Raw genomic sequence first — 17,086 nt, 5'->3', positions numbered from 1 at the left:
CTCCGGCTGGCCACTGGCCGTCCACAGGCACGCCTGATCCGGCGTCGTCCACAGCCCGCGACCGGCGCGGGCTGCTCCTGTCGGTCGCGGTGCCCAGCCTTGGGTGATCGCGGCGGAACCACCGCCGCCGACACAGGAGACATGTCGATGTACGACACCCAGATCACCCTGGCCGGCTGGATCGGCGGCGAGGTCACGCTCCGCGAGGTCGCCGAGGGCCGCGCCGTCGCGTCCTTCCGCGTCGCCTGCACGCCGACCCGCTACCGCGACGGCGAGTGGGTCAAGGGCAGCACGTCCTGGCACACCGTCAAGGTGTGGAACCGACTCGCCCGCCACGTCGCGGCGTCCCTCCAGAGCGGCGACCCGGTGGTGGTCCACGGCCGCCTCGTCGCCGACTCCTGGGAGCGCGACGGCAAGCCGCAGACCTCGTGGGAGGTGGTCGCCACCTCGGTCGGGCACGACCTGGCCCACGGCACGACGGCCTTCAGCAAGCCGGCGCCGGTCGAGGCCGTCCCGGAGATGGCAGGCCCCCAGGCCGCGTGAGGCACTCGCCGGACGTGTGACGATCCGGTCGTCCGGACAACCGGATCGTCACACGTCCCGACGGCCGGGTCGGGCGCGACTGCGATTGTCGGCGAGAGCGCCGTTCACCGTAGGCTCGCCCGCATGGCTGAGTACGTCTTCACACTGCGCAATGTGCGCAAGGCCCACGGTGACAAGGTCGTCCTCGACAACGTCACCCTCTCGTTCCTCCACGGCGCCAAGATCGGCGTCGTCGGACCCAACGGCACGGGCAAGTCCTCGCTCCTCAAGATCATGGCGCAGCTCGACCACGCCAACAACGGCGACGCGATCCTCGACCCCGGCGCCACGGTCGGGATGCTGCAGCAGGAGCCCCCGCTGAGCGAGGGCAAGACGGTCCTCGAGAACGTCGAGGAGGCCGTCGGCGAGATCAAGGGGAAGATGAAGCGCCTCGAGGAGGCGTACATGGAGATGGGCGAGCCCGACGCCGACCAGGACGCGCTCATGGAGGAGACCGGCAACCTCCAGACCGAGCTCGACGACGCCAACGCGTGGGACCTCGACAGCCGCCTCGACCAGGCCATGGACGCGCTGCGGTGCCCGCCGCCCGACGTGCTCGTCGACAACCTCTCCGGTGGTGAGCGCCGCCGGGTCGCGCTGTGCAAGCTGCTCCTCCAGCAGCCCAGCCTGCTGCTCCTCGACGAGCCCACCAACCACCTCGACGCCGAGTCGGTCCAGTGGCTCGAGGGTCACCTCGCCAGCTATCCCGGCGCCGTTCTGGCCGTGACCCACGACCGCTACTTCCTTGACAACGTCGCCCAGTGGATCCTCGAGCTCGACCGTGGCAAGGCCCACCCCTACGAGGGCAACTACACGACCTACCTCGAGACCAAGCAGAGCCGCCTCAAGATCGAGGGCCAGAAGGACGCCAAGCGCGCCAAGGTCCTCGAGCGCGAGCTCGAGTGGGTGCGCTCCAACGCCAAGGCCCGCCAGACCAAGAGCAAGTCGCGCCTCGCGCGCTACGAGGAGATGGCGGCCGAGGCCGACCGGATGCGCAAGATCGACACCTCCGAGATCAACATCCCGGCGGGACCGCGCCTCGGCGACATCGTGCTCGAGGCCGACGGGCTCGGCAAGGGCTTCGAGGGTCGCACCCTCATGCACGACGTCTCCTTCAAGCTGCCCCGCGCGGGCATCGTCGGCGTCATCGGCCCCAACGGCGTCGGCAAGACCACCCTCTTCCGGATGATCACGGGGGAGGAGAAGCCCGACGAGGGCGACCTCAAGGTCGGCCAGACCGTGAAGATCTCCTACGTCGACCAGAGCCGCGGCGGCATCGACCCCAACAAGAACGTCTGGGAGGTCGTCTCGGACGGCCTGGACTTCATCAAGGTCGCCAACTTCGAGATGAACTCGCGCGCCTACGTCGCGTCGTTCGGCTTCAAGGGCCCCGACCAGCAGAAGAAGGCCGGCGTGCTGTCCGGTGGAGAGCGCAACCGGCTCAACCTCGCACTGACGCTCAAGATGGGCGGCAACATGCTGCTCCTCGACGAGCCCACCAACGACCTCGACGTGGAGACGCTCTCCTCCCTCGAGGACGCCCTGCTCGACTTCCCCGGTTGCGCCGTGGTCACCTCGCACGACCGGTGGTTCCTCGACCGCGTCGCGACCCACATCCTCGCCTGGGAGGGCGACGCGGAGGACCCGGCGAACTGGTTCTGGTTCGAGGGCAACTACGCGGCGTACGAGGAGAACAAGATCGAGCGGCTCGGCATCGAGGCCGCGCGTCCCCACCGGGTCACGCACCGCCGCCTGACGCGCGACTGAGACGGGCAGCTAGCGGATCTCGGACTCCGGGTGGCGGGTGACGAGGTGGTCGGCGACCGCGTCGAACACCCGTCCCACGGCCGCGAAGTCGCCCTCGGACACCAGGTCGACGATGTTGCGGCGCACGCTCTCGACGTGGCAGGGCGCGGCCTTCTCGAGGAGCTCGAAGCCCTGCTGCGTCATCGTCGCCACGACGCCGCGACCGTCCTCCGGGGTCGTGCCGCGGGTGATGTAGCCGACGGCTTCCATCCTCGCCACGGTGTGCGTCACCCGGCTGCGTGAGTGGGCCATCGCGTCGGCCAGTTGCGCCATCCGCATCGCTCGGCCCGGGCGCTCGGAGAGCCGCACCAGCACCTCGTACTCGGTGAGCGACATGGCGAACTCACGGCGCAGGTCGTCGTCGAGGCGCTCCATCAGGAGCGTGATGCCCATCATCAGGGCACGCCACGAGTGCTGCTGGGCATCGTCGAGCCAGCGCGCCTCCCCGGTCACGGTCATGGCTCCACCCTAAGGGGCGAGACGGGCGATCCCGCTCAGCCCACGCGCTCCAGGATCATCGCCATGCCCTGGCCGCCGCCGACGCACATCGTGATCAGGCCGGTCGACTTGTCGTGCCAGTCGAGGCTGTTGAGCATCGTGTTCTGCAGCCGCGCGCCGGTCATGCCGAAGGGGTGGCCCACCGCGATCGCCCCACCGTTGACGTTGAGCCGGTCGAGGTCGATGCCGAGGTCCTGGTAGGACGGCACGACCTGCGCGGCGAAGGCCTCGTTGATCTCGACGAGGTCGATGTCGCCGATGCTCATCCCCGCGTGCTTGAGGGCGTTCTTCGTCGCCTCGACAGGACCGAGGCCCATGATCTCGGGGGAGAGGCCCGAGACGCCGGTCGAGACGATCCGGGCGAGCGGCGTGAGGCCGAGCTCGGCGGCCTTGGTGTCGGACATGATCACCACGGCCGCGGCGCCGTCGTTGAGGGCGCAGCAGTTGCCGGCCGTGACGACACCGTCAGGGCGGAACACCGGGTCCAGGCCGGCGAGGGCGTCGTACGTCACTCCCGCCCGCGGGCCGTCGTCGGCGCTGACGACCGTGCCGTCGGGCGTCGTGACGGGGGTGATCTCGCGCGCCCAGAAGCCGTCGGCGATCGCCTTCTCGGCGAGGCTCTGCGAGCGGACCGCGAACTCGTCGAGCTCCTTGCGGTCCAGGCCGCGCAGGCGGGCAACGTTCTCGGCCGTCTGGCCCATCGCGATGTAGATGTCGGGAACGAGGCCGTCCTCGCGGGGGTCGTGCCAGTCCTGGCCACCCTTGGCGTAGTCGTCGGTGCGGGCGCCGGCGTCCTCGAAGAGCGGGTTGCGCGTGCCGGGGATGTGGTCGGAGGTGCCCTTGGCGAAGCGCGACACCGTCTCGACGCCGGCCGAGACGAAGATGTCGCCCTCGCCGGCCTTGATCGCGTGGAAGGCCATGCGGGTCGTCTGCACCGACGACGAGCAGTAGCGGGTGACGGTCGCGCCCGGCACCTCGAGCCCGAGCAGCGTCGTGACCACGCGCGCCATGTTGTTGCCCGACTCGCCGCCCGGGAGGCCGCAGCCGAGGAGCAGGTCCTCGATCGTGGTCGGGTCGAGATCAGGGATCTTGTCCAGCGCGGCCTGTACGACGAGGGCCGTCAGGTCGTCGGGGCGGAAGTCCTTCAGCGAGCCCTTGTTGGCGCGGCCGATGGGGGAGCGCGCTGCGGAAACGATCACTGCCTCGGGCATGGAGAACTCCGGTTACTCGTGGGTCACGGTCTCCCCGCACCCTAGTCCGGGCCTACGGCTCGGGAGGGCCCAGCCCGGCGAGGAGCTGCTCGACGCTCTCGGCGACGAACCTGCGGCGGCGACGGACCGGCAGCATCAGGGACGCGAGCAGCACGCCGTCGAGCGCCGCGACCAGCGTCTCGGCCGACGCACCACCGTCCTTGCCGGCCCCGCTCATCACCGCACGCACCATCGCGACCAGGTCCTCGCGCCACAGGGTGAATCGCGCTGCCAGGCGGGGATCCCGCGTGGCAGCAACCGTCAGCTCCAGTCGCGCGGCCAGCAGGTCCGGCTGGTCGAGCCACCGGGCGAAGAGCCGTGACACCTCCGCTACCGCCCGCTCGTGGTCGCCCGGGCAGTCGGCGAGCCGGGCGCCCAGCGCCTCGACGTCGGCGGCGAGCTGGTCGGCGACGAAGTCGCCCAGGGCGCCCAGCAGTGCATCACGCGTACGGAAGTACGCCGACGAGCTGCCCTCGGACAGGCCCGCCTCCCGGTCGACGGCGCGGTGCGTCAGACCACGGTTGCCCTGCTCGGCCAGCACGGTCGTGGCCGCAGCCAGGATCTCGCGCCGGCGCGGGCTGAGCTCCTCGCTCGCTGGGCTCACGGGCTCCTCCTCGACGGTGACGCAGGACACTACCGGGCGGGCTTGCCTCCACCGCGCTCCGGAGTATTCTTCTACATACGTAAAAGTTCTACACCTGTAGAAAGGAACCCAGTCATGCAGCTCCTCGATCCCACCGCCGTCATCGTCCTCCTGACGGTCGTCGTCCTCGCCGCCGTCGCCGCCATCGCATTGGCCGCCTTCACGGTCCCCGCCGCCCTCCGCGCGACCCGGCGCGACCGCCGGGACCGCCGCGAGTCCATCCCGGCCTACTACGGTCGCCTGCACTTCGCCCACTGACCGTTCGGCTCGCGCCCCGGCGTCGCCCGTCTGCGACGCTCCACGGACTGATCGTCTGCGACGATCGGGGCGTGCGTCATCTCTACAAGTGCCCGCTCCGGTGGGCCGACCTCGACCTTCTCGGCCACGTCAACAACGTCACGTACGTCGACTACCTCCAGGAGGCGCGCGTCGACATGTTCCGCACGCACGCCCCGGACAGTCGCGCCGACGACCTGGCCGAGGGAGTGGTCGTGGTGCGCCACGAGGTCACGTACGTCTCCTCGCTCACCTTCGGCTTCGAGCCGGTGGCCATCGAGTGCTGGGTCACCGAGGTCCGCGCCGCCAGCTTCACCATGGCCTACGAGATCTTCGCCGAGGACGAGGACGGCGAGCGCACCGTCTACCTGCGTGCGCGGACCGTGCTGACGCCGTACGTCTTCGCGACCGAGCGCCCGCGCCGCCTCCACGACGAGGAGAAGACGTCGCTGTCCCGGCTGCTGGAGCCCGACGAGCCCGTCCGCTCCCCGCCCGCCGTCGAGGTCGTCGACGTTCCCGGCGGGCGCTACCCCGTCCAGGTGCGCTTCAGCGACGTCGACGTCTACGGCCACGTCAACAACGTGAAGTACTTCGAGTACTTCCAAGAGGCCCGGATCCAGCTGATGGTCGCCCAGGGTCGCGAGCTCGGCGACGGCTACCACCTCGTCGTGGCTCAGACCGACGTCGACTACAAGCGGCCGATCCTGTTCCGGCCCGAGCCGTACGACTGCCGCACGTGGGTCTCGCGGGTCGGCAGCACGTCCGTGGTCTTCGAGTCCGTCGTGCTCGACGGCGACCAGCTGCTCGCGCGCGCCAGGGTCGTCGGTGTGTGCCTCGACAACGAGACCGGTCGTCCGGCGCCGGTCCCCGACGCGTTCCGGGAGCTCGCCGCGGGCTGAGCCCGACCGATCTACTCGAGCGTGTTGACCATGAACTGCGCGGCGTGGGTGACGTAGTCCCAGAAGCGGGCGTCCTGCTCGGGGGTGAGGTCGGCCGCGTCGAGCCCGGCGCGGAAGTGGGTCAGCCAGTGCTGCGCGGCGCCCGGCGTGACCTCGAAGGGCGCGTGGCGCATCCGCAGGCGCGGGTGCCCACGGGTGTCGCCGTACGTCGTCGGTCCACCCCAGTACTGCATGAGGAACAGCGTGAAGCGCTCCTCGGCGGGACCGAGGTCCTCCTCGGGATACATCGGGCGCAGCACCTCGTCGCCCGCCACGCCCTCGTAGAAGCGGTGGACGATCGTGCGGATCGTCTCCTCGCCGCCGATCTCGTCGTAGAACGTGGTGGTCACGCCACCATTGTCCCGGTCGGGGGGCTACGCCTCCTCGGTGGGCTCGGCAGAGGCCGCCGACGGAGCGCTCTCCTGCCACATGACGCGCTGGGCGACGGCGAGGTCGATGCCGTCGTGCTCGAAGCGCGCCTTGACCCGCTCGCGCATGGCCCGCGCCACGGCCCACTGCTCCATGGGGGCGGTCTTGAGGGTGACGCGTACGACGATCCCGTCGACGCCGAGCGACTCCACGCCCCACACCTCGGGCTCCTCGATGATCAGGCCCGTGAACTCCTCGTCGTCCCACAGGTCGTGGGCGACCTCCTCGAGCGCGCGACGTACGCGCACGAGGTCCTCCTTGTAGCCGACGGTCACGTCGAGCACGGTGCGTGCCCAGTTCTGGCTCATGTTGCCGACGCGGAGGATCTCGCCGTTACGGACGTACCAGACCGTCCCGTTGACGTCCCGCAGCCGCGTGACGCGCAGGCTCACGGCCTCGACGGTGCCGGAGGCCTCGCCGAGGTCGACGACGTCGCCGACGCCGTACTGGTCCTCGAAGATCATGAAGATGCCGGACAGGAAGTCCTTCACCAGGGCCTGGGAGCCGAAGCCGAGCGCCACGCCGATGATGCCCGCACTGGCGATCAGCGGGGCGATGTCGTAGCCGAGCTCGGAGATGGCCATCAGGGCGATGACGGTGATGATGACGCCGCTGACGATGCTCTTGAGCAGGGAACCCATCGTGGCCGCGCGCTGGACGCGGCGGGTGTAGCCCGCGTCCTCGGTCAGGTTGAGCGCGGCGCCCATCCGACCGCCGGTGATGGCGCGGCTGAGCCGGTTGGGCAGAACGCCGACCTCGGCGCGCTTGACGATGCGGTCGATGACGCGGTGGAGCAGCCACCGGACGAGGAGTCCGATGATGATCAGTCCCACGAGGGCGCTCGGCTTGCCGACGATCCAGTCGGTCACCGTGGCCAGCCGGCTGTTGCCGGTCTGCTCGAGGACCCAGGTGCACAGCTGCTCGCTGCTCGAGCAGGTCATGAGGGGGTTGGTCTCTCTCCCGGAGACCTCGGTCACGTTGATGATCGGGGTGGTGAGGGGGTGAGGCATGCCCGCCAGTATGGCGATAGCCTGTGCACCGTGACCACGCACCTCAGCCGTCCACGCTCGACCCGTCGAGGTGTCCGCTCCCTCGTCCTGACCAGTGCTCCCGTGCTGGCCCTCCTCGCCGCTCCGGCCCACGCCGACGTGCCCGAGGGCTGGGGCGACCAGACTGAGCACAACAGCCTGGACGCGCTGCACGCGCTGGGCCTCTACCTCGGCGCACCACTGCTGCTGTTCGTGCTCATCGCCCTCGCGATCTACGTGCCGGTGATGGCCCGCGGCGAGAAGCTCCTCCCCGACCACGCGGGACGCGGTGGCAACGAGCTGCCCGCGGGCCAGTGGATCGGCGGACCCCGTCAGGGCGTCGCCGAGCTCCCGGGCCCGGACGGCGACGACTCCCAGGCCGGTGGCGCACGTGGCAGCTGGTGAGCTGAGCGAGGCCGACCGGCTCTCCCTCGACCGGACCATCCGCCTCGCCGAGCAGTCCTGCCGCTTCGAGTTCTCGGTGTACGTCGGCCCCGCCGACGGCGACGACACGCGAGCCTGGGCCACGCGGCTGCACAAGCGCCTCGTGGTCCCCTCGCGCAGCGTGCTCGTCTTCGTCGATCCCGCCCGGCGGGTCACCGAGGTCGTGACGGGTGGCGACGTACGCCGTCACCTCACCGACGCCGAGGTCGAGCTGGCCGTGCTGGCCATGTCGTCGGAGTTCGGCGCCGGCAACCTGCTTGCCGGCCTGCAGCGGGGCATCGCGATGCTCGCCGACCACGCCCGGCCGCAGAACACCCTCCACGCCTGACCGGGCACTTCCTCGCGCTGAAACGCGCCGACCGGGCACCTCCTCCGCGAGGAAGTGCCCGGTCAGCGTGATGTAGCGCGAGGAAGTGCCCGGTCAGCTCGCGTCGTACGCCCGGGCCTGCAGTGCGCGGGCGATCTCGGCGCGTGCCTCGCCGATGTAGCGCTGGGCCTGCTTGGGCGCGTTGTTGTCGGCGAGCCACTCGTCGACCCGCGCGAGCGTGCCCGCTGAGCCGAGTGCGATCGGGAAGCAGTACTCGAGCACCGTCGAGGCCTTGTGGAACCCGAGGGTGTCCACGAGGGTCTCGGCGGCCGTGAGGAACTTGTCGAGGTAGGGCTCGAGGACGTCCTCCTGACCGAAGCGGAAGATCGCGAACGCGATCTCGCGCGAGGTCTCGTTGGGCGTGGCCGGGTCGACGATCGCGTCCCAGCCGGCCTGCTTGGCCTCGGCGGTCGGCTGTGAAGCCCGGGCCGCGGCGGCCTGCTCCTGCCCGGAGATCGTCTTGTCGACCTCCAGCTCGGCGTCGATCTCGGCGTCACCGAAGCGACCGGCCCTGGCGAGCGCGGTGGTGAGCACCCACCGCATGTCCTGGTCGATCGCGAGGCCGTCGACGGTGAAGGACCCGTCGAGCAGACCGATGAGGTCGTCGAGGTTCGCGTCGTGGTGGGCCGCACCGGCGTACGAGCGGGCGAAGGTGAGCTGGTGGTCGCTGCCCGGCTCCGCGGCGAGGAACAGCTCGCGCATGCCGGACTCCCACGTGGCGCGCAGGTCGGCGCGGTGGGCCGGGTCGGAGTAGAAGTTGACCGCGAGCGCCGTCGACGACGGGAGCCGGGTGACCGCCCAGGCGTCCGTCTCCTCGCCGATGTTGGCCAGCACCAGCTCCGTCCAGTCGCGGGTGCGCATCTCGCCGTCGCGGGTCATGTCCCAGGCTGCGCCCCAGACGAGGGCGCGCGGCAGCGAGTCCTCGAAGGTGGAGAGCGAGGAGATCGCTGTCGCCAGCGACCGCTCGTCGAGCCGGATCTTGGCGTAGGCGTGGTCCTGGTCGTTGAGCAGCAGGAGCGCCGGCTGCTTCACGCCGACCAGTTCGGGAACCAGGGTGCTGGCTCCCTCGACGTCGATCTCGAGGTAGTCCCGCCGCACCAGGTGGCCGTCAGCGTTCTCGTCGTACAGGCCGATCCCGAGGCGGTGGCGACGCAGCGTCGGCCAGTCCTCGTGGGCCGTCTGGGTCACCGCGAACGACGCGTAGCTGCCCTCGTCGTCGAGCTCGAAGGACGGTGCGAGCGTGTTGACGCCCGCGGTCTGGAGCCACTCCTGGGCCCACCCCTCGAGCTCGCGGCCGGAGGATTTCTCGAGGGTGGCGAGCAGGTCCTTGAACTCCGGGTTCCCGTACTCCCACTCCTTGAAGTAGGCGCGCAGGCCCTCGAGGAACGGGTCGATGCCCACCCACGCGACGAGCTGCTTGAGCACCGAGGCGCCCTTGGCGTACGTGATCATGTCGAAGTTGACCTCGACCGCGTGCAGGTCGACGTTGTCGGCAGCGATCGGGTGCGTGGACGGCAGCTGGTCGGCGCGGTAGCCGGTCTGCTTGCGGGCGTTGGCGAAGCCGGTCCAGGCGTCGTCGAACTCGGTGGCGTTGGCCTCGCACCAGTAGCAGGCCCACTCGGCGAACGACTCGTTGAGCCAGAGGTCGTCCCACCACTTCATGGTCACGAGGTCGCCGAACCACATGTGCGCCATCTCGTGGGTGATCACCGAGGCGCGGAACTCGAAGAACGAGCGCGCCTGGCGGCTGCGGGGCAGGTACTCGTCGCGCAGCGTCACGCAGCCGGCGTTCTCCATCGCGCCGGCGTTGTACTCCGGGACGTAGAGCTGGTCGTACTTCCCGAAGGGGTAGGGGTAGTCGAACTGCTCCTCGAACCACGCGAAGCTCTGCTTGGTCAGCTCGACCAGCGCCGCGGTGTCCAGGTGCTCCTTGATCGACTGGCGGCAGTAGTGGCCCAGCGGGATCGTGCCGAACTTGCCCTCGTACGTGTCGAACTCGCCGTGGTACTCACCGGCAACGATCGCGGTGATGTAGGTCGACATCCGCTTCGTGGTCGGGAAGCTCCACACCGAGGAGCCGTCACCTGCCTCGGCCGGCTCGGGGGTCGCGGCGTTGGAGACGACCACCCAGTGCGAGGGGGCGGTGACGATGAAGGTGAAGACCGCCTTGAGGTCGGGCTGCTCGAACGTGGTGAACACGCGGCGCGCGTCGGGCACCTCGAACTGGCTGTAGAGGTAGACCCGGTCGTCGGCGGGGTCGACGAAGCGGTGCAGGCCCTCGCCGGTGTTGGAGTAGGCGCAGTCGGCGGTGACGACGAGCGTGTTGGTCGCCTCGAGGTCGTCGAGCGTGATGCGGCTGTCGGCATACGCCGTCGCGGGGTCGAGGGACCGGCCGTTGAGCGTGATCTCGCGGACGTGCGGCGCGACGAGGTCGGCGAAGGTGCTCGACCCCGGCTCGCGGCAGGTGAACTCGAGGGTGGTGACGGAGCCGAACGTGCCCTGGTCGGGGCTGGTCGCGCTCATCAGGTCGAGGTCGACGGTGTACGACATGACGTCCAGGAGGGAGGCGCGGGTGGCGGCCTCGTCCCGGGTGAGGTTGGTTCCAGGCATGCGCGCATCCTGCCACCGGGTCGATGGAATACCAGAGGCGGAGCGGCACTTGTGCCAGTCATGGCTACTGCTGACTTCTGGTTCGACCCCCTCTGCCCGTTCGCCTGGATCACCTCGCGCTGGATCCGCGAGGTCGAGCAGGTCCGCGACATCGAGGTGCAGTGGCACGTGATGTCGCTGGCGTACCTGAACAAGGACAAGGACATCCCCGACGGCTACCGCGAGATGCTCGCCGGCAAGGAGAAGCCCGTCCGCGTGGCGATCCGGATCGCCGAGGACTTCGACAACGCCCGGCTCGGCGAGTGGTACACCGCGATCGGCACCCGCCGCCACAACAACGGCGAGGAGCTCGACCGCGACATGGTCGCGGCGTCGCTGGCCGACGTGGGCCTGCCGGCCGACATCATCGAGGCGTGGGACGACGCGTCCCTCGACGACGCCGTAGCCAAGAGTCACCACGAGGGCATGGACGCCGTCGGCGACGACGTCGGCACGCCGACCATCCACATCAACGGCTCGGCCTTCTTCGGCCCCGTGATGTCGAAGATCCCGCGCGGCGAAGAGGCCGGCGAGATCTGGGACGGCGCCGTGGCCCTCGCGAAGTTCCCCTACTTCTACGAGCTCAAGCGCTCGCGCACGGGCGATCTCGACTTCAGCTGACTGTACGCCTGAGCCCGGGCGCGACCCGCGGAAATCGGGTCGCGCCGGGTCACTAGGCTCATCCCCATGACTCGTGTCCTGTCCGCCGTCGCCTGGCCGTACGCCAACGGCCCGCGCCACATCGGCCACGTGGCCGGTTTCGGTGTGCCCTCCGACGTGTTCAGCCGCTACATGCGGATGGCGGGCCACGACGTGCTCATGGTGTCCGGCACCGACGAGCACGGCACGCCGATCCTCGTCACCGCCGACCAGCAGGGCGTGAGCGCCAAGGACCTGGCCGACAAGAACAACGCGGTCATCGTCAACGACCTCGCCGACCTCGGCCTGTCGTACGACCTCTTCACCCGCACCACGACGGGCAACCACTATGGCGTGGTGCAGGAGATGTTCCGCACCGTGCTGGCCAACGGCTACATGGTCGAGCAGACCACGCAGGCGGCCATCAGCCCCTCGACGGGACGTACGCTGCCCGACCGCTACATCGAGGGCACCTGCCCGATCTGCGGCTACGGCGACGCGCGCGGCGACCAGTGCGACAACTGCGGCAACCAGCTCGACGCCACCGACCTGATCAACCCCCGGTCGAAGATCAACGGCGAGACGCCGAGCTTCGTCGACACCCAGCACTTCCTGCTCGACCTGCCCGCGCTGGCCGACGCGCTGGGGGAGTGGCTCGACGAACGCGAGTCGAGCGGCACGTGGCGTCCCAACGTCATCAAGTTCAGCCAGAACATCCTCAAGGAGATCCGGCCGCGCGCGATGACCCGCGACATCGACTGGGGCATCCCGATCCCCGGCTGGGAGGACCAGCCGACGAAGCGCCTGTACGTCTGGTTCGACGCCGTCATCGGCTATCTCTCGGCCTCCATCGAGTGGGCCCGGCGCTCCGCCGAGAAGGATGGGGGGAGCGCCGACGCCTGGCGCGCCTGGTGGAACGACCCCGACGCCCTGTCGTACTACTTCATGGGCAAGGACAACATCGTCTTCCACTCCCAGATCTGGCCCGCGGAGCTCCTGGCGTACAACGGCCAGGGCTCGCGCGGCGGGGAGCCGGGGACGTACGGCCTGCTGAACCTGCCCACTGAGGTGGTCTCCTCGGAGTACCTCACGATGGGCGACCAGCAGTTCTCGACGTCGCGCGGCCACGTGCTCTACGTCGGCGACTTCCTCGCCCGCTACGGCCCCGACGCGCTGCGCTACTTCATCTGCGCGGCCGGACCGGAGACGTCCGACGCCGCGTTCACCTGGGCCGACTTCGTGACCCGCAACAACTCCGAGCTGGTGGCCGGCTGGGGCAACCTGGTCAACCGCACAGCGACGATGGTCGCGAAGAGCTTCGGCGAGATCCCGCCCTGCGGCGAGCTCCAGGAGGTCGACGAGGCCGTCCTCGCCGCCGTACGCACCGGGTTCGAGACGGTCGGCGGGATGCTGGGCCACCACCGGCTGCGGGCCGCGACCGCCGAGGCGATGCGCATCGTCGGCGACGTGAACAAGTACCTCACGGTGACCGAGCCCTACAAGATGAAGGACGAGTCGCAGCGCGAGCGCCTCGCGACCGTGCTCCACGTGGCCGTCCAGTGCGTCAGCGACTGCAACACGCTGCTCGCGCCCTTCCTCCCGCACGCCGCCAACAAGGTGCACCTGGTGCTGGGTGGCGAGGGCGAGCTCGTGCCGATGCCGCGCATCGAGCAGGTCGACGAGCTCGACCCCGACAACGGCGCCGGGCTGGTCTCCTACCCGGTCATCACGGGCGACTACTCGACGACGCCGCGGTGGGAGTCGCGGCCGGTGACGGTCGGGGCACAGGTCGAGAAGCCGACGCCGGTCTTCACCAAGCTCGACCCCTCGGTGGTCGACGAGGAGCTGGCCCGCGTCAGCGGCTGACCGACGCGACGGATGGGCGTACGCCGCTGGCTAGGCTGGCGCGCATGCCTGCCGAGAATGCTGCCGAGATGTACCTGCCCCACTTCGTGGTGAAGCAGAAGCTCACCCTGATGATCAACCGATACGAGGTCTCCGAGTCCGATGCGGCCGGCAACCCGACCCGGCTGATGGCCCTGGCCGAGCAGAAGCGGATGGCCTTCAAGGAGCAGGTCACCTTCTACTCCGACGCTGCCAAGACGCGGGCGGTCTTCGGCTTCAAGGCCCGCCGCAAGCTCGACCTCAACGCCGGCTACGACGTCACCGACGAGAGCGGCGGACCGCTCGGGTTCTTCCGCAAGGACTTCGGCGCCTCGCTGCTGCGCTCGACCTTCCACATCGAGGGCCCCGGCTATGCCGGCACCGGCCGTGAGCGCAACCAGGTCGTCGGGTTGCTGCGGCGCTTCACCGACCTGGACTTCATCCCGATCCACTTCGACTTCCTCGACGCGGAGGGCAACGCGCTCTTCTCCGTCGAGCGCAAGATGTCGATCGGCGACCGCTACCGGGTGACCGTCCCGGACGAGCGGGTCGACTTCCGGGTCGCCGCGGCGGTCGCGGTCGCCCTCGACGCGCTCATGTCGCGCTGAGGCGTGCCGTGATGTACCCCGAGGTGCGCGCGGCCGTCGCGGCCGACGCCGGGCCCGACATCACAGCGGCCGGCTTCGACATCGCGGGCCACCGCGAGGAGGTCCGCCTCGCCAACCTGCGGCAGCCGCGGGAGGACGTCGCCTCGGTCACCGAGGTCGATGCGGACGGCGTGCCGTGCCGGCTCTACACGCCCGCGGACGCGCTGCCCGGACTGGTGGTGCACGCCCACGGCGGCGGCTTCGTGCTCAACGACATCGACGTCCACGACGGCATCACCCGTCGCTTCGCCAACCGGGTCAGGCGACCCGTGCTGAGCGTCGAGTACCGCCGACCGCCCGAGCACCCCTTCCCCGCCGCGCCCGACGACCTCGACACGGTCGTCGGCTGGCTGCGCCGCGAGGGCCCGCCCGGACCGTACGCCGCGCACGGCGACTCCGCCGGCGCCAACCTCGCGCTCGTGGCTGCCCTGCGCAACCCGGGGTTCTTCGCCGTGATTGCCCTCGTCTACCCCTTCCTCGACCCCCGCGGCACCTTCCCGTCCTGGCAGCAGGCGGGGGACACGGGCTTCGATCCCGCCGAGGCCCGCTGGTACTGGGAGCAGTACGCCCGCACCGAGGCCGACTTCGACGACCCAGACCTCGCACCCCTCCTGTCCGACCGTTTGCACACCCTGCCGCCCACCTTCGTCGCCACGGCGGAGCACGACCCGCTGCGCGACGAGGGCGAGGAGCTCGCCCGGCTGCTCGCCGAGGCCGGCGTGGAGACCGTCGGCATCCGCTGCCTCGGCCAGGTGCACGGCTTCTGGCGCCACGCCCACTTCACGGCGTCCGAGCCGCTCGTACGCCAGGTCGCGGGCTACCTCGACCAGCACCTGTCCGCGGGCTGACGGCCGATGCGGGCCGGGATCGTCCTGCACTTCCACCCCGGCTTGGCCTGTGTCACGGGCACGGTCCTGGAAGCAATCGTGGCGGAGGGCGCCTACCGCAGCCAGTGGGTGAGGGGCACCTCCAACTGCGGACTGACCGCACACACGGGGGGCCATCGGTGGGTGTGGGAGGCCCGTCTCTTCGGCAGGCGGTACGACGACGCCGATCCCGCGGACCGACCGGTCTACGGCGCGTGGAACCGGCGTCGGGACCCCTACGGCGCCGCACCGCGGTTCGGATGGGCGTACCTGCTGCTGCGTCCCGCTGCAATCGAGCGGTCGACCTTCTGCTGGCCCGACAGCGTGTACGACCCGCACGCGACGGGCAGGCCCGAGCGGCTGCCGGAGCTGTGCGCTCTTGCGGACGCAGGGCTGCTCGACCCGGCACAGCTGCCGGAAACCGCGGCCGGCCTGCCGCTCGACGATCCGTTGAACGACTACGTCGAGGCCCACGTGCACGGCGGCGTCGACCTCGCCCGCGACGTGCAGGCGATCGTGCTGGATCCGAGCAACCTGTCGGACCACCGCGACACCTTGGGTGCGCTCGCCGACCTCGGCGTGGCAGTGGAGACGCATCCGGGCTATCGCGTCACCACAGGTCAGATCGACGAGACGTACCGCAGCAAGGTCCCGGTCGCACTCGCCCGCGAGCTGGGCGGCGAGATCACGCCAGCCGGCCTCGCGGTCGCTCAGCGCACTGGCGCGCACGACCCGCGGGCAGTCAAGTGGTTGTGGCACTGCCTGGCCCGATTCGGCCGGCAGGACATCGACTAGGTAGCGAGGGTGAAGTCACTGGCGACCCGGAGTTCGTAGGGCGAGTACTCGATCGCGCCGGCGGGGCCGCCAGCAAGCGGTGGGGCGGTGGAGCGAAGGATGCGGAGGTGCTCGGTCACTCCGTGGACCTCGTGTCGTGCGTCCGGGGGGAGATCGGGGACCCACGAGGTCCAGCCAGGGCTCTCCTTGGCGTAGTTGCAGCGCTCGCACAGTCCTTGGCCGTTGCCGGCCGTCGTGCGGCCGTGCTCCTTCGCCGGCTGGACGTGGTCGTGGTGCCGGATCAGGGCATTGCACCCCGGAGTGCGGCAGATGCCGCCGTCGCGGAGTTCGATGAACTCGGCCAGAAGCCCGTCGAAGCGGCGGCTGGCCGATTCCATCGCGATCAGGCCTCGGTCGGACGGGGTGACGAACAACCGACGCAGGGTGGCCTTCGCTGCCTGGCTGGCGCGGCGGACCAGGTCGGTGCACAACGCGGCGGGCAGGAACCCGAGGCCGGTGATGAGGCCGGGCTCGGTGCCGTCGCCGAAGAGGGACTCGACGCCGATGACGAGGTTGACCCGCACGGCTGGCGCGTCGGACGCCGGGTCGAGGCCGGTGATGCGGGTGGCGAGGGTGTCCGCGCGGACCTGGCCTCCGGTACGCGGGTCACCCTCGGCGCGGGCCGTCGTTGCCGCGGCGTCGAGGGCCGCGCGGACGGCGGCGAGGACCTCGAGCGGCAGGATGGCGGTGAGCTGGCAGGTGCCGTCGTCGAGCTGACGGCTGGTGACGCGACGGTCGGCGCGGGCGCGACGGTAGCGGCGAGTCTCGGTCTCGGACGCGATCCTGAGGCACGAGCGGCGGACCGTCTCACGCAGGCGTACGTCGCCGAGGCCCGGCAGGCGAGGCTCGACGTCCTCATCGACCTGGCGGCGCTGATCGGGGGTGAGGTGGGCAACCTCGCGGGCGACGGCGTAGGCCCGGTCCTCGGTCAGCTCACCACGCGCAAGGGCGGCCAGGGTGTGCGGCAGGTCGTCGCGCAGGCGGCGTGAGAGCAACACCCGCTGCTCGCCTGTGTGCGGACTGGCCAGCGTCGCGAGCCCGACCTCAGCGCCGATCGACATCGCCCGCGGCGGCGTCCGTCGACCATCAACCCGTGCGTCCTCGGTGTCGGCGGCGTCCGCGAAGGTGGCCGTGACCGCGACCTGCGCCGTCGCAACAGCGGACTTGACCCGCTGCAGGGCCTCGAGCTGGTCGAGGTGGTCACTCGGCAGGCCCGTCGGAGTCAGGCCGGAGAGGAGGTCCGCCAACGCGTGCAGGTCGTCTGCCTGCCACGTGCTGGCTGTCTGCGGCTTCATCCGGACCTCCT

At 70.2% G+C, this 17,086-nt stretch carries 18 protein-coding genes; 11 read left to right on the top strand and 7 right to left on the bottom strand.

Features of this window, described 5'->3' with window-relative positions:
• Positions 1-141: 141 nt before the first annotated feature.
• Both EUA94_RS04815 and ettA read left to right on the top strand, forming a co-directional pair.
• Positions 142-543, top strand: coding sequence for a single-stranded DNA-binding protein (locus EUA94_RS04815; RefSeq protein ID WP_129425262.1), 402 nt, complete (start codon positions 142-144; stop codon positions 541-543).
• Between the two features lie 123 nt (positions 544-666).
• On the top strand, positions 667-2,349 hold the full coding sequence (gene ettA / locus EUA94_RS04810; protein WP_129425260.1) for an energy-dependent translational throttle protein EttA: 1,683 nt from the start codon (positions 667-669) through the stop codon (positions 2,347-2,349).
• A 9-nt stretch (positions 2,350-2,358) separates the two neighbouring features.
• Here ettA and EUA94_RS04805 read toward each other — a convergent pair whose 3' ends face one another.
• The 3 genes from EUA94_RS04805 to EUA94_RS04795 are packed head-to-tail and all read right to left on the bottom strand — an operon-like array spanning position 2,359 to position 4,740.
• On the bottom strand, positions 2,359-2,847 hold the full coding sequence (locus tag EUA94_RS04805; protein WP_207210405.1) for a MarR family winged helix-turn-helix transcriptional regulator: 489 nt from the start codon (positions 2,845-2,847) through the stop codon (positions 2,359-2,361).
• Positions 2,848-2,882: 35 nt separating this feature from the next.
• The gene (locus EUA94_RS04800; protein ID WP_129425258.1) at positions 2,883-4,097 is read right to left on the bottom strand and encodes an acetyl-CoA C-acetyltransferase; all 1,215 of its coding nucleotides are present in this window, start codon (positions 4,095-4,097) and stop codon (positions 2,883-2,885) included.
• A 52-nt stretch (positions 4,098-4,149) separates the two neighbouring features.
• Positions 4,150-4,740, bottom strand: a complete 591-nt coding sequence (locus EUA94_RS04795) for a TetR/AcrR family transcriptional regulator (RefSeq protein WP_165356805.1) — start codon at positions 4,738-4,740, stop codon at positions 4,150-4,152.
• A gap of 114 nt (positions 4,741-4,854) precedes the next feature.
• On the opposite strand from EUA94_RS04795, the gene EUA94_RS22050 reads away from it, so the two are divergent.
• Together EUA94_RS22050 and EUA94_RS04790 are read left to right on the top strand one after the other, a co-directional pair.
• Positions 4,855-5,037, top strand: a complete 183-nt coding sequence (locus EUA94_RS22050; protein ID WP_165356804.1) for a hypothetical protein — start codon at positions 4,855-4,857, stop codon at positions 5,035-5,037.
• Positions 5,038-5,108: 71 nt separating this feature from the next.
• Entirely contained in the window at positions 5,109-5,954 is an 846-nt protein-coding gene (locus EUA94_RS04790) for an acyl-CoA thioesterase (protein ID WP_129425254.1), read from the top strand.
• A gap of 11 nt (positions 5,955-5,965) precedes the next feature.
• Here the strand turns inward: EUA94_RS04790 and EUA94_RS04785 are convergent, their stop codons facing one another.
• Together EUA94_RS04785 and EUA94_RS04780 are read right to left on the bottom strand one after the other, a co-directional pair.
• Positions 5,966-6,343 carry a globin gene (locus EUA94_RS04785; protein WP_129425252.1) on the bottom strand — a complete coding sequence of 126 codons (378 nt, stop codon included), beginning with the start codon at positions 6,341-6,343 and terminating at the stop codon, positions 5,966-5,968.
• A gap of 24 nt (positions 6,344-6,367) precedes the next feature.
• The gene (locus EUA94_RS04780; protein WP_242494678.1) at positions 6,368-7,432 is read right to left on the bottom strand and encodes a mechanosensitive ion channel family protein; all 1,065 of its coding nucleotides are present in this window, start codon (positions 7,430-7,432) and stop codon (positions 6,368-6,370) included.
• Positions 7,433-7,462: 30 nt separating this feature from the next.
• Here EUA94_RS04780 and EUA94_RS04775 point away from each other — a divergent pair, with 30 nt between their 5' ends.
• A complete protein-coding gene (locus tag EUA94_RS04775; protein WP_129425250.1) occupies positions 7,463-7,855 on the top strand; it encodes a hypothetical protein in 393 nt (130 codons plus the stop codon).
• A complete protein-coding gene (locus EUA94_RS04770) occupies positions 7,842-8,222 on the top strand; it encodes a DUF5130 family protein (RefSeq protein WP_165356803.1) in 381 nt (126 codons plus the stop codon). The genes EUA94_RS04775 and EUA94_RS04770 overlap by 14 nt, the downstream gene beginning before the upstream one ends.
• Positions 8,223-8,315: 93 nt before the next feature.
• Here EUA94_RS04770 and pepN read toward each other — a convergent pair whose 3' ends face one another.
• Positions 8,316-10,871: an aminopeptidase N gene (gene pepN, locus EUA94_RS04765; RefSeq protein ID WP_129425247.1), complete on the bottom strand. Its 2,556-nt coding sequence runs from the start codon at positions 10,869-10,871 to the stop codon at positions 8,316-8,318.
• Between the two features lie 60 nt (positions 10,872-10,931).
• Here pepN and EUA94_RS04760 point away from each other — a divergent pair, with 60 nt between their 5' ends.
• From EUA94_RS04760 to EUA94_RS04740, 5 genes are all read left to right on the top strand, one after another.
• The gene (locus EUA94_RS04760) at positions 10,932-11,531 is read left to right on the top strand and encodes a mycothiol-dependent nitroreductase Rv2466c family protein (RefSeq protein WP_129425245.1); all 600 of its coding nucleotides are present in this window, start codon (positions 10,932-10,934) and stop codon (positions 11,529-11,531) included.
• A 66-nt stretch (positions 11,532-11,597) separates the two neighbouring features.
• Positions 11,598-13,415, top strand: coding sequence for a methionine--tRNA ligase (gene metG, locus EUA94_RS04755; protein WP_129425243.1), 1,818 nt, complete (start codon positions 11,598-11,600; stop codon positions 13,413-13,415).
• Positions 13,416-13,459: 44 nt separating this feature from the next.
• Complete coding sequence (locus tag EUA94_RS04750) at positions 13,460-14,041, top strand: LURP-one-related family protein (RefSeq protein ID WP_242494677.1); 582 nt, start codon at positions 13,460-13,462, stop codon at positions 14,039-14,041.
• A gap of 11 nt (positions 14,042-14,052) precedes the next feature.
• Positions 14,053-14,928, top strand: coding sequence for an alpha/beta hydrolase (locus tag EUA94_RS04745; protein ID WP_165356802.1), 876 nt, complete (start codon positions 14,053-14,055; stop codon positions 14,926-14,928).
• A gap of 6 nt (positions 14,929-14,934) precedes the next feature.
• Positions 14,935-15,741, top strand: coding sequence for a DUF3626 domain-containing protein (locus EUA94_RS04740; protein WP_129425239.1), 807 nt, complete (start codon positions 14,935-14,937; stop codon positions 15,739-15,741).
• Here EUA94_RS04740 and EUA94_RS04735 read toward each other — a convergent pair.
• Complete coding sequence (locus EUA94_RS04735; RefSeq protein WP_129425237.1) at positions 15,738-17,075, bottom strand: HNH endonuclease; 1,338 nt, start codon at positions 17,073-17,075, stop codon at positions 15,738-15,740. The genes EUA94_RS04740 and EUA94_RS04735 overlap by 4 nt on opposite strands.
• Positions 17,076-17,086: the final 11 nt, after the last annotated feature.

Origin of the sequence: Nocardioides zhouii, assembly GCF_004137345.1 — a bacterium.
In the GTDB taxonomy this organism is placed as follows: Bacteria; Actinomycetota; Actinomycetes; order Propionibacteriales; family Nocardioidaceae; genus Nocardioides; species Nocardioides zhouii.
The sequence above is the reverse complement of the archived record's forward strand: the minus strand, read 5'-3'. Positions and strand labels throughout refer to the sequence as shown.